Annotated in this window: 12 protein-coding genes; 6 read left to right on the top strand and 6 right to left on the bottom strand. The window is 43.0% G+C overall.

The window, feature by feature from the left end; all coding sequences use genetic code 11:
- A partial coding sequence (gene pgi / locus AC1DPZ_RS13400) for a glucose-6-phosphate isomerase (RefSeq protein ID WP_477404108.1) occupies positions 1 to 1,362 on the top strand: 1,362 nt, incomplete at its 5' end.
- A gap of 134 nt (positions 1,363 to 1,496) precedes the next feature.
- Here the strand turns inward: pgi and AC1DPZ_RS13395 are convergent.
- Genes AC1DPZ_RS13395 through AC1DPZ_RS13380 form a run of 4 tightly spaced genes read right to left on the bottom strand, consistent with a single transcriptional unit; the run spans position 1,497 to position 5,810 of the window.
- Entirely contained in the window at positions 1,497 to 2,582 is a 1,086-nt protein-coding gene (locus AC1DPZ_RS13395) for a glutaminyl-peptide cyclotransferase (protein WP_477404106.1), read from the bottom strand.
- A gap of 4 nt (positions 2,583 to 2,586) precedes the next feature.
- Positions 2,587 to 2,955 (bottom strand): YraN family protein, encoded by a 369-nt coding sequence (locus AC1DPZ_RS13390; protein WP_477404104.1) that lies wholly within the window; start codon positions 2,953 to 2,955, stop codon positions 2,587 to 2,589.
- The gene (gene dnaG, locus AC1DPZ_RS13385) at positions 2,956 to 4,890 is read right to left on the bottom strand and encodes a DNA primase (protein WP_477404102.1); all 1,935 of its coding nucleotides are present in this window, start codon (positions 4,888 to 4,890) and stop codon (positions 2,956 to 2,958) included.
- A gap of 50 nt (positions 4,891 to 4,940) precedes the next feature.
- Complete coding sequence (locus AC1DPZ_RS13380; protein WP_477404100.1) at positions 4,941 to 5,810, bottom strand: DMT family transporter; 870 nt, start codon at positions 5,808 to 5,810, stop codon at positions 4,941 to 4,943.
- Positions 5,811 to 5,947: 137 nt separating this feature from the next.
- On the opposite strand from AC1DPZ_RS13380, the gene AC1DPZ_RS13375 reads away from it, so the two are divergent.
- From AC1DPZ_RS13375 to AC1DPZ_RS13355, 5 genes are all read left to right on the top strand, one after another.
- On the top strand, positions 5,948 to 6,427 hold the full coding sequence (locus AC1DPZ_RS13375) for a DUF6252 domain-containing protein (protein WP_477404098.1): 480 nt from the start codon (positions 5,948 to 5,950) through the stop codon (positions 6,425 to 6,427).
- Positions 6,428 to 6,549: 122 nt separating this feature from the next.
- Positions 6,550 to 7,041, top strand: a complete 492-nt coding sequence (locus tag AC1DPZ_RS13370) for a hypothetical protein (RefSeq protein WP_477404096.1) — start codon at positions 6,550 to 6,552, stop codon at positions 7,039 to 7,041.
- A 33-nt stretch (positions 7,042 to 7,074) separates the two neighbouring features.
- Positions 7,075 to 8,523 carry an asparagine--tRNA ligase gene (gene asnS, locus AC1DPZ_RS13365; protein ID WP_477404094.1) on the top strand — a complete coding sequence of 483 codons (1,449 nt, stop codon included), beginning with the start codon at positions 7,075 to 7,077 and terminating at the stop codon, positions 8,521 to 8,523.
- A gap of 544 nt (positions 8,524 to 9,067) precedes the next feature.
- Positions 9,068 to 9,526, top strand: coding sequence for an SRPBCC family protein (locus AC1DPZ_RS13360; RefSeq protein WP_477404092.1), 459 nt, complete (start codon positions 9,068 to 9,070; stop codon positions 9,524 to 9,526).
- A 66-nt stretch (positions 9,527 to 9,592) separates the two neighbouring features.
- Positions 9,593 to 10,129 (top strand): RBBP9/YdeN family alpha/beta hydrolase, encoded by a 537-nt coding sequence (locus AC1DPZ_RS13355; RefSeq protein WP_477404090.1) that lies wholly within the window; start codon positions 9,593 to 9,595, stop codon positions 10,127 to 10,129.
- A 58-nt stretch (positions 10,130 to 10,187) separates the two neighbouring features.
- Here AC1DPZ_RS13355 and lepB (AC1DPZ_RS13350) read toward each other — a convergent pair whose 3' ends face one another.
- Positions 10,188 to 11,660 (bottom strand): signal peptidase I, encoded by a 1,473-nt coding sequence (gene lepB, locus AC1DPZ_RS13350; protein WP_477404110.1) that lies wholly within the window; start codon positions 11,658 to 11,660, stop codon positions 10,188 to 10,190.
- Between the two features lie 17 nt (positions 11,661 to 11,677).
- The gene (gene lepB, locus AC1DPZ_RS13345; RefSeq protein WP_477404088.1) at positions 11,678 to 12,817 is read right to left on the bottom strand and encodes a signal peptidase I; all 1,140 of its coding nucleotides are present in this window, start codon (positions 12,815 to 12,817) and stop codon (positions 11,678 to 11,680) included.
- Between the last annotated feature and the right edge of the window lie 256 nt (positions 12,818 to 13,073).

The following is a 13,073-nucleotide window of genomic DNA, read 5'->3' as shown; positions in this document are numbered from 1 at the left end:
GTGCTGCACATTGCATTACGTAACCGCAGCAACAAACCTATTTACGTTGATGGCAAAGATGTGATGCCCGATGTAAACAATGTGCTTGATCATATGAAGGATTTCAGCAATGCCATCATATCGGGCTCCTGGAAAGGTTATACCGGCAAACCTATCACTGATGTGGTTAATATCGGCATCGGCGGGTCTGATTTAGGTCCGGTTATGGTAACCGAAGCATTGAAGGCTTATAAAAACCACCTTAACCTTCACTTTGTATCCAACGTGGATGGTACACATATAGCCGAGACACTAAAAGCAGTTGATCCGGAAACAACATTGTTCCTTATTGCTTCAAAAACATTTACCACCCAGGAAACCATGAGTAATGCCCACAGTGCCCGCGACTGGTTTTTAGCTGCCGGTGCTACCGAGGCCGATGTGGCCAAACACTTCGCGGCCTTATCAACCAATGCAGCCGCGGTTGAAAAATTTGGCATTGATACTAAAAACATGTTCGAGTTTTGGGATTGGGTTGGCGGCAGGTACTCTTTATGGAGCGCTATCGGCTTATCAATCGCCCYAAGCATCGGCTTTGATAATTTTGCCGAACTACTGGAAGGCGCCCATGCTGCCGATGAGCATTTCCGCACTGCAGAGTTTGAGCAAAACATCCCGGTTACCCTTGCCCTTTTAGGCATCTGGTACAATAATTTCTTTGAAGCCGAAACAAACGCTATTTTACCTTATGACCAATATATGCACCGCTTTGCCGCCTATTTTCAACAAGGCGACATGGAAAGCAATGGCAAACATGTTGACCGTAACGGCAAACATGTAGAATATTCAACCGGCCCGATCATTTGGGGAGAGCCCGGCACCAACGGTCAGCATGCATTTTACCAGTTGATTCATCAGGGTACAAAATTGATCCCCTGCGATTTTATAGCTCCCGCCCAATCACACAATCCACTTGGCGAACACCACAATATGCTGCTGTCGAACTTTTTTGCGCAAACAGAAGCTTTGATGAATGGCAAAACCGAAGAAGTGGTTATTGAGGAATTAAAAGCCGCAGGAAAATCTGATGAAGAAATTGCAGCCATAGCGCCATTCAAAGTATTTGAAGGTAACCGCCCTACAAACTCCTTCCTGCTTAAAAAAATTACCCCTCGCAGCCTGGGTTCGTTGATAGCTATTTACGAGCACAAGATTTTTGTACAGGGCATCATCTGGAACATTTACAGCTTTGACCAATGGGGTGTTGAACTGGGCAAGCAACTGGCCGGTAAAATCCTTCCTGAATTAAAAGACGATGCGGAGATCAGCAGCCATGATTCATCAACTAATGGGCTGATCAATTTGTATAAAGCATGGCGGTAAGCCCCCCGGCCCCCTGAAGGGGGAGCTTTTGATTAGCATATTAAACAACAAAGGCCGGTTTCTTGCGAAACCGGCCTTTGTTGTTTAATAATCTGCACATCTGGAATCTGCATATCTGCACATCAGTTCCCCCTTCAGGGGCTTAGGGGGCTAAACTTTACCTGGTATATTTTAGGCCACCTTTTACCGGTTACAAAAATGCGTTTGGTAGCGGCATCGTAGGCAATACCGTTAAGTACGTTATTGCTCCAATCGCGGCCGGCGGGGCGCTCCGATTCAGGGTACAGGTTTGTCATATTTATTTTTTGCTCTACAGCGCCTGTTTTGGCGTTGATGACCAGGATATCATCTGTTTGGTAAACATTGGCATAAAGCTTACCATCTATGTATTCTAATTCGTTAACAGAATCTATCTGACCCTTGTCATCACATACATCAATAAATCCAATTTGCTGATACGTATCCTTATTTAAAAACCAAATACGGTTGGTGCTATCATCCATGTAAAGCTTTTTACCATCAAAGCACATACCCCAGCCTTCGGCGCCAACGTTATTGGCAAAGGTATTAAGCAGTTTAAGGGTATTTTTATCGTAAACCAAACCTACCTTATTTTTCCAGGTGAGCTGGATAATTTTATCGCCGACAACAGACAGGCCCTCACCGAAATAAGTACTGTCCTTCAACCTTACCTTTTTCAAAATTGTTCCGGTTTGTAAATCGACTTTAAGCAAGGCAGATCGTTGGTAATCACCTGTGCTTTCGTACATCACGCCATCAATATATTGTAATCCTTCGGTGTATAAGCTGGTATCATGCGGAAAAGTTTTTTCCACTTTATAAGTATAGCTTTCGGGCGCTTTGGCGGCTAATAACAGTATATTGGTGCTTACATCCTGGCTTTTGCCGTCATTGTAAACCCTGGCAGTAATTATCTTAATACCTAAAGGAATAGTATCTGTTTTTACGCTGATCCCGGACGTATCTTTAGCCAATCCTAGGCGGGTAGCTTCCATCATATATACTATCGAATCGGGTTTGGTATCTGCAGGTAAACCAACTTTTACTTTCACTTCGTCGCCTGCTTTGTAAGTAGTACCTGCTTCGGGACTTATGGTATAATCAGCGCCGTTATCTGCCGATTTTTCGCGACAGCCGTTACAACCAAATGCAAGCAATAAGCCCGCAGCAAAAATTACCTTTAATTTATTAATCTTCATAAGTTTAAGTTCCTGTCGGCCAAAACGCGTCTTCGATATGGTTTAGTATATAATTCTTATCCTTGTCGAACAAAATGGCGATAATATCAAACCGCACATCGCCCTGGTGATTCATCAGGTAAATATATTCATCTGCAGCATCGGCCAGTAGTTTTTGTTTACGGGCATCTACAAAATCTTCGGGCTGGCCAAAACCTGTTCCTGTACGGGTTTTAACCTCGGCAAATATAATAACCTTGTCTTTATATGCAATCAGGTCTATCTCGGCTTTACCATGGGTCCAGTTCTCGTCCAATATTTCGTAGCCAGAATTTTCCAGGTGTGTTTTGGCTAAAGTTTCGCCCGCGCGACCTAATTCAAGGTGTTGAGCCATTTATTTGATGATTACTGAACCTAAAAAGTCGGAGATACTTTTTTCAACTTTTTTCATCCGGATATATTGGTTGAGCAAAATTTCCTGGTCTGCCTCAGTTTCGGCGGTTTTAAGTTCGGCACGCAGGCCATCAAGTATTTTCTCTACCTTATGTTTTTTAAGATGAAAAATAGCGCCCAAAATGGTAGCTTTCATATTGGCCTGTTCATCGTTAATCATTATCCTGTGCATTTCGTACCAGTTCTCGCTCAGGGTGTATTTAGTAGTAAGCAGATCTATAGTAAGGTCTACAATTCCTTTATCATGGTGATGGATAAAATAATTATCCTCGGGCAGTACGCCATTTTCTACTTCCTGGCGGTATAGCTCCACAAACAGTTTACAGGCTGTGTGCTCAAAAGTAACATCCCCAAGTTCGGCAATCATAAACGGACCAATATAAGTATTAGCAATGCCGTCCCAGTCTATCATTTTACTGCCATACAACAGCAACAACCGAATAATCTCCTTTTCCTGAAAATACTCCTGTTTAGTTTCCTTTATCTCGGGTTCATCAAAAAAGTTGGGCTCATCGGGTGGCGGCGATGAATACCTGGTGTTGTTTTGCTGTTGCTGCCCATCCTTTTTCGCCTTGGCCTGGCGCATTTTATTTAGTTCGGATAGCAGTGCCCGTTCATCTATCTGCAATATATAACTGCATTCTTTAATAAATACTGATGCCTTGATAGAATCCGGGATCTTAGCAATACTCTCCACTATTTCGCGGATGATCTCGGCTTTCTTTATCGGGTCGTTACCCGCTTCTTTTAAAAGGATATTAGCTTTGTAAAGGATAAAATCCTTTTTATTTTCTTCAATGTGCTTTTTGAAAGCATTTGTGCCCACGCTACGCACATAGGAGTCTGGGTCATGCCCTTCGGGAAAAGAAACTACCTTTACGTTAAGGCCTTCTTCCAGGATCATATCGAGCCCGCGTAAAGAGGCTTTGATTCCCGCCGCATCGCCATCATACAAAATGGTGATATTTTTGGTAAACCTGCTAATCAGCTTGATCTGTTCCACGGTTAATGAAGTACCAGACGAGGCCACCACGTTTTCAATGCCGGCTTGTACTACCGAAAGCACATCAGCATAGCCTTCAACCAAATAGCAGTTATCCTCCTCGCGAATGGCTTTCTTGGCAAAGTACAGCCCATAAAGCACATTTGATTTATGGTAGATCTCCGACTCGGGCGAGTTCACATACTTGGGTACGTTCTTGTCCTTTTTAAGCGTACGGCCGCCAAAGGCAATCACCCGGCCGGTAAAGCTATGGATAGGAAACATTACCCGGCCACGGTAACGGTCATATAGCGTACCATTATCACGCTTTACCGAAAGGCCGCTTTCTTCTAAAAACTGCGCCTGGTAACCCTCTTTTATAGCTGTACCGGTAAATGCTTCCCACTGATCGGGAGAGTAACCAAGCTCAAATTTTTTTATGATATCGTTGCTAAAACCACGCTCTTTAAAATAACTCAGGCCAATGCTTTTGCCTTCGTCTGTATCCAGCAGGCTTTCATGGAAGAATTTAGCTGCATAAGCCGTTACTATCATCAGGCTTTCGCGGCGTTGCTCTTCCTCGCGGTTCTCTGGCGCTTCAACAGTTTCTTCAACCTCGATGCTATATTTTTTTGCCAGCCACTTAAGGGCTTCAGGATAACTGAACTTTTCAAGTTCCATCAAAAATGTAACCGCAGAGCCGCCTTTGCCCGACGAGAAATCTTTAAAGATCCCTTTAGCCGGCGAAACTGTAAATGATGGTGTACGCTCGTTTACAAATGGCGACAGGCCTACATAATTGGCACCGCGCTTTTTTAACTGCACAAACTCCCCTATCACCTCCACAATGTCGGTGGCTTCCATAATACGGTCGATAGTGGATTTTATGATCATATGCTAAAATGCAAATGTAGGGCAAATCATCAATTGATATTTAACAAACGTTAAGATACAATTTTATTTAGTTGATTACGTGGCTTTAAAAATGTTACGGCAATCCCGGCAAGCACAATTGCACTGCCAATGATCTCGTTAAGCTCCAGTTTTTCGCTCAACAAAAACGAGGCGAGTATCGCGGCGAAAACGGTTTGGCTGAGTAATGCAATGGAAACTTTGGTAGATTCCAGGTATCTTAACGAATAATTGATAGTAAGCCACCCCACAAGCTGGCATATCACCCCCATGCCTACAAAGCACAGCCAAACTTTAATTGAAAAATCAACAATGCTATTGCCCATAAAGCTATTGATGAGCCATAAAAAAACACTGGCACTCAGCATACTATAAAACATAAAAGTGAACACATCTATACCCGCCATGATATTTTTTGAGATCATGATATACGCCGCATAAAACAAGCTGGCTAATATGGCTAACAATATACCGGCGTTAAGTTCCAGGTGCAAAATATGCTCATAGCCAACCAGTACCACCATCCCGGCAATAGCAACCACTGTGCCTATCCAGAATAATTTCCCCGAACTTTTTTTTAAAAGCAGGAAACTAAACAGCCCCACCCAAACCGGGGCAAGGTTGGCAATCAGCGTTGAAACCGTTGCACTGATCTTTAATAAAGAGAAATTCCAAACTGCCACATCTGCCGCGAATACTATACCGGCTGCAACTGCAATTAGCAGCTGCCGTTTTTCAATCTGTAGTTTCTTTTTAATAATACAAAAAGGCAGCAGGCAAAGCCAGGCCACAAATACCCTGTAAAATGCCGCCCCAATTGGCGAGACCCCGGCAAGCTTTACAAATATCGGCGAAAACGAAATGCACAAAATGYCAATAACAAGGCTCAATTTGGGATTCATGAAAGCATTTAAATGAGGGGCAAACTTAAGCAAATAGGTTTTTAATATTTTGCTTGTTATACCTGTTACCTGCTTTTATTTTGACAAACTGTATCAAAGGCCATTGATGCTTCGTAAGGATAATAAAACCTTCTGACATGAAAAAATACATACTTATCACTGCCGTTATTATCCTGTTTCTTACGGCCTGCGGCAAAAAAGACTGCTGTGTTATACCAGGCAAACAGTTTATTACAGCTACAAAGAACAACACTCAATGGAGTGCCGACCCGACAAGCAGCAATATGGTTCACGACACAGTTGCCATATTTGGCACCAATTTTAATACTACCATCGAAGAAACCCTGACCTTGCAGTTTAAGGTTTCGGCACCGGGAAAATATGCTTTAAAAGGCGAGCAGGCCCTGTATTATAATACAATAGGCCGGGATGTAATTACCAGCGAATATGAACTTGATGATACATTTGCAAATACTGTTGAAGTTAAAAGTTTTGACAAAGACAAAGGTATTATTGCCGGCACATTTAACTTAAAGTTTAAGCACACCTACCCCGCAGATAAACCAGCCAGCCTTCAATTTTTAAATGGCAAATTCAATGTAGCCTTGCATAAATAGGGAGCTATAAGTGGCATAAACAGGTAAATGATTTATAAATAAAGATGTAACACCTACTTTTATATACATTTATTATACATTTATAAAGCCACTTATTAATAACCTGCTGCCGTTTAGCTAACATGAAAAAAAACCTGCTTTTTTTACTTTTAGCAACCCCATTACTTTTTGCATCATGTGCTAAAAAGAAATGCTGCGATTTTCCGGTAACTAAAGATTTTATTGTTGTGCAAAAAGCAGGTACGCAAACGATGTTTAATCCTTTAAGTCTTACCATAGTGCAGGACACCTTCATCGTATCGGGCAGAAACAATGCGGCAGGGCAGGAAGAAACATTTGGCTTTAGGATAAGGTTAGATGGGCTTGGCTATTATACCCTGAAAAGCAACGAAGGTTATTATGATGTAACCAAAGGCAATGAAATAGCAGGCAGGTATAAACTCAGCTCCACACATAGCAATACGGTAACTATTGTTTCTTATAACGGCAAAGACAAAATTCTACAGGGCCTTTTCGATTTTAAATATGTTAAAATTTATGACAACCCGGCAGGCAGCCAGCCGGATAGCATCAGCTTTTTAGACGGAAAATTCAAAGTATCATTACATAATTAATTGTATTTTTGCGGCTCTAAAAAATATACTTATATGAGTCAGCGCATAAAGATCAAAGCATTGCTGCAGAGCCAGCAAACCGATATTGATGTAACAGTTAAGGGATGGSTACGTGCCTTCCGGTCAAATCGTTTTATTGCTTTGAATGATGGCTCAACTAATAATAACATCCAGATCGTGGTTGATTTTGAAAACACCGATCCCGCCCTGTTAAAACGGATTACTGTTGGCGCCGCTATCAGCGTATCAGGAAAGCTTATCGCGTCTTTAGGTAAAGGCCAAACAGTAGAAGTTATTGCAGCTGATATTGAGATCCTGGGTGATAGCGATCCTGAAAAATACCCTATCCAGCCAAAAAAACACAGCCTGGAATTTTTAAGGGAAAACGCCCACCTGCGTTTTCGCACCAGTACTTTTGGGTCTATCTTCCGCCTGCGTAACAGCCTGGCATTCGCGGTTCACCAGTTTTTCCAGGATCGTGGCTTTGTTTACCTGCATACGCCAATCATCACCGCATCTGATGCGGAGGGCGCGGGCGAGACTTTCCATGTTACCAACTTCGACCTGGCCAATCCTCCAAAAACGGATACCGGCGAGGTTGATTTTAAACAAGACTTTTTTGGCCGCCCTACTAACCTTACCGTATCCGGTCAGCTGGAAGGCGAGCTGGGTGCTATGGCTTTGAGCGATATTTACACCTTCGGACCAACCTTCCGTGCCGAAAACTCAAACACTACCCGTCACCTTGCCGAATTTTGGATGATAGAGCCCGAAATGGCTTTTTATGACCTGAATGATAACATGGACCTTGCCGAGGCCTTGCTGAAATACGTGATTAAATATGCTTTGGATAAAAATGCCGATGACCTGGAATTTTTAACCCAGCGCCTGCAGGAAGAAGAAAAGCAGAAACCGCAAAATGAACGGTCGGAAATGACTTTGTTAGAGAAACTTCAGTTTTGTTTAGATAACGATTTTGAGCGCCTTACTTATACCGAGGCTATTGAGATTTTAAAAGAATCGACCCCGAATAAAAAGAAAAAATTCCAGTACCCTATTGAAGGCTGGGGTACCGATCTGCAATCGGAGCATGAGCGTTACCTGGTAGAAAAACACTTTAAAAAACCGGTGATCCTTACCGATTATCCTAAGGCTATCAAAGCGTTTTACATGCGCCAGAACGAACCTGATGCCCAGGGCCGCGAAACCGTTCGCGCCATGGATATTCTTTTCCCGGGAATTGGTGAAATTGTAGGTGGCTCACAACGTGAAGAGCGTCTTGCTAAACTGGAGCAACGCATGGACGAAATGGACATCCCTAAAGATGAACTTTGGTGGTACCTGGATACCCGCCGCTTTGGCGCCTGCGAACATGCCGGTTTTGGTTTGGGCTTTGAGCGTTTGGTGCTGTTTGTTACCGGCATGGGCAACATCCGTGATGTAATCCCTTTCCCAAGGTTCCCGAAGAACGCGGAATTTTAATTGATCTTTGGGGTTTTACAGGATTGACAGGATTTTCCCTGCAAAACACCATAAAAACCATGTCATTGTGAGAGCTAAAATCCGGGAACTCTGAAAGGGGAGATGACGTTGCTAAATGGGCTGTCATGCTGAGCCTGTCGAAGCATAGCGGGCAAAGGCCTCTCCGCGCGAGTCTTCGACAGGCTCAGACTGACAGGCCTTCACACCTTGGAAATCGAATACGTCATGGGTAAGAGGAACGACGTGGCAATCGCGAACTTAACAGGGCGGACTTGCAGAGCATGCGATTGCTTCGTTCCTTATAATGACGTGCTTGCAAACTACTGATTACCAGCGCTATTTTTTAACATAATCTATGTCATTGCGAGGCACGAAGCAATCGCATGCTATACAGAGCGGACCTGCACAGTTCGCGATTGCCGCGCTGCGCTCGCAATGACATGGCTGTTGTGAGCCCCTAAAGCCAGCACGTCATACCCATTTTTTCCAGGATTATCCTGGTGGTTACTCGCAATGACATATTAATGTACAATCGCTTAAAGCCATGCCCATTATTGAAATCGACACCCATATCAATGCCTCTATTGCAAAGTGCTTCGACCTTGCGCGGAGCATTGATATGCATGTGGATTCGATGCAGCAAAGCGGAGAAACCGCCGTGGGCGGGCGCACCAGCGGCCTTATTGAGCTGGGCGAAACCGTTACCTGGCGGGCAAAGCATTTTGGTGTATGGCAAACCCTAACCTCCAAAGTTACCGAAATGGAATACCCAAACTACTTTACCGATGAAATGGTTGCGGGCGCTTTTAAAGCCTTCCGGCACGAACATTACTTTTATCCTGTTAATAACCAAACCCTGATGAAAGACATCTTTATGTTCGACGCGCCCTTCGGATTTTTAGGAATTATAGCTAACTTCCTGTTTTTGGAACGGTATATGCGCAGGTTACTGGAGCAACGGAACGAGGTTATAAAACAAGTTGCGGAATCCCCCGCTCCCTGAAGGAAGAGTTGGAAACTGCACTAACAAGCCAAAAAATCCTGTAAATCATGTAAAATCTTATAAATCGTGTTCAAATCAACCATTCTTATCATCCCTGGCCTCGGCAATTCGGGACCCGAACATTGGCAATCAATCTGGGAACAGCAATTTGGCTTTATCCGTGTAGAACAGCAAGACTGGGAAACACCCGTTTGTGCCGATTGGATTAATACCCTTAACGACTATGTAAACCAATACAACCCTGCCGATATTATCCTGGTTGGCCATAGCCTGGCCTGTGCCACTATTGCTTATTGGGCTAAGGAATTTAACGTTACCATAAAAGGAGCGCTCCTGGTTGCTCCCAGCGATACTGAAGCAGATACTTATCCCGAAGGTACTACCGGATTTTCACCTGTGCCATTAATAAAGCTGCCGTTTAAAAGTATTGCAGTGATGAGTACCAATGACTACTACGTACGCACAGAACGCGCGCAATTATTTGCGGATAGCTGGGGCAGCAAGCTCATCAACATTGGCGATGCAACGCATATCAACGCGGCATCGGGTTTAGGCAAATGGGAAAAGGGGCTGGAGTTTTTAAAGGAGTTGGATCAGCAATAATAAAAAAGCCCTGCTGTTTGTATATGACGGCAGGGCTTTTTTGATATCCAGGTTTTTTTTACCTGATTATATTAAACAACCTGTTCCACCTGATCTTGCCCAGGAATGATGCCTGATCGTCGATACTCATCCAGATGAAGAGCGCTTTGCCCACAATATGATCTTCGGGCACAAAGCCCCAGAAGCGTGAATCTTCGGAGTTGTGGCGGTTATCCCCCATCATAAAATAATAATTGAGCTTAAAGGTATAGCTGTCGGCTTTTTTGCCGTTGATCAGGATATCTTTACCAACTACCTGCACCTTATTGCCTTCATAAATTTCAATAGCACGGCCATAAACCGGGAACGTTAAACTATCCAACTTAACTGTCCAGCCTTTTTTAGGCACTATGATTGGACCAAAATTATCCGGGTTCCAAACAAAATTGGGGAAGTTTGGCGTAATTTTATAAGTCTGGTATTTTGCCGGATAAACAGCATAATTAGGATCAGGTGCCCCGGCTGGTGCAATTTCGGGGATAATCGATTTAATATTTGAATATCCTTTTAAAGCATTTGCCGAAGTTGYTGTTGTATTGGTTGTAAACTCATTAATCTTATCGCTACCTATATCCTGCAGGTGCAAATCGGCAATAAGCTGCGGGTTAATTGGCGTGCCATCATATTTAACCCTATAGGTCATTTCGCCGTTTACAGGCGTAGTTGCGGGCTTATTGTTTATAAAAACCGCTGCGTTAACAATACTTAATGTATCGCCGGGTATTCCCTGGCAGCGTTTAATAAAATTTTCGCGTTTATCAACCGGTCTGTACAAAGGCGAATCGGCATCCATAGGGTAATTAAAAACCACAACATCGCCCTTTTTAATGTCGCTTAAGCCCGGTAAACGGTAATATGGCAGCTCAATCCCATCCCAATAGGCTTTGGTATTAATGAGCGGCATAGTATGGTGTGCAAAAGGAAATGCAAGCGGTGTCATGGGCAGGCGGGCCCCATAGTTAACCTTGCTCACAAACAGGTAATCGCCAATTAGCAATGAGCTTTCCATGGATGCGCTTGGAATAACGTAAGCCTCAATAAAAAGCGTACGGATCAAGGTAGCGGCTATCACCGCGAAAATAATAGCATCAGCCCATTCGCGTACAGGTGTTTTTTTCAGGGCTGCTTTATATTTCTCCCTGAATTCCGGGCTTGCCGCCTTGCCCAGGTATTTTGTATCCTTATCAAACCCCCACTTTGGTAAAAATATAAATGACAATGCCACAGCGCCTATATGATCAAGTAACGCAAACTTGCCATACGATTTTACAAAATCAACAATGATCCCTATAAGTACCAGGATATTGATACCCGGCAGCAACATCAACGCCAGCCACCACAATGGCCTGCCGCTTAGTTTTAACATTACATAAATATTGTAGATGGGCACTATGCCTTCCCAGCCTGGCCGGCCGGCTTTTTCAAATAATTTGTATAGGCCTATATAAGGCAGTACTATCAGTAATAAAACTCCGATTATAATATTCACTATGTGCTATTTTTATTTAATTAATGTATCCCTCTAAATAACCTGTTCCAGCGTATTTTATTTACAAATGACGCAGTACTATCAATACTCATCCAGGTAAATAAAGCCTTGCCTACCACATGATCTTCCGGTAAAAAGCCCCAATATCTCGAATCGGTTGAATTATGGCGGTTATCACCCATCATCCAGTAGTAATTCATTTTAAAGGTGTAAGTATCGGCTTTTTTTCCATTTATAAAAACATCGTTACCTACTACTTTTACAGTATTATGCTCATAAATGGCAATAGCTCTGCCGTAAATGGGGAATGTAAGACTATCGAGCTTAACCGTCCATCCTTTTTTAGGGATGATAACCGGACCAAAATTATCTACATTCCAGCCATAACGGGGCATGGCACCTATTTTATAATCCGGGTGCGATAGCGGGTATACAGGATTCAGATCATCAACTACACCTTTTATAGCAATATCCGGGGTAACCGATTTAATGTTCGAAAACGCTTTTAACTTATTGGCCGATGCCACAGTAGTATTGGTTTTAAAATCGGTATTGTTGATAAGCGCGATATCTGTTAAATGAAGTTCATTGATCAACTCGGGATTAATAGGATTACCATCGGACCGCACCACGTAGGTCATTTCGCCGGTTGGAGAAGTTAGTTCGGGCTTACCATTAATATACACCTGGGCATTGGCTAAACTCAATGTATCGCCTGGAGTACCCTGGCAGCGTTTAATAATATTTTCGCGCCTATCCACCGGGCGGTAATACGGCGAATCGGCCTCCATTGGCAGATTAAATACAACAACATCTCCTTTTTTAATATCACTAAAGCCCGGCAGGCGATAATATGGTAATTGTAAACCGCCCCAATATGATTTTATATCCGTATAAGGGATATTATGGGCAGTAAACGGTATGCCAATTGGTGTTATAGGCATACGTGCGCCATAATTCACTTTACTTACAAACAAATAATCGCCAATAAGCAGCGAACTTTCCATCGATCCGCTGGGGATCACATAAGCCTCTATAAAAAGTGTACGGATAAGTGTTGCGGCTATAACGGCAAAAATAATAGCATCAGCCCACTCGCGCACAGCGCCCTTTTTCTTTTTTACCTTACTTGTATCTTTTTTGAAAATTTTCAAGGCCATTTCTTTGATGTACAAATTTCAAATGTGCAGATTTCAGATGTGCAGATTACAAATTTGTTGATTTTTTAAGTGAATATATTTATTAATTAACCCTAAGACTATCATGTAAACAATATGTTACCCGGTTAGATGTGCAAATTTCAGATGTGCAGATTTCAGATGCTCTGTATAGTTCGCGATTGCTTCGTTCCTCGCAATGACATGGGGCTTCCATCATCTGCATATTTGCACATTTGAAATTTGCACATCTATCTTC

The sequence above is a fragment of the Mucilaginibacter sp. P4_G9 genome (genome assembly GCF_056400985.1).
Note: the sequence above shows the minus strand (reverse complement) of the source record. Positions and strands in the feature narration are given on the sequence as shown.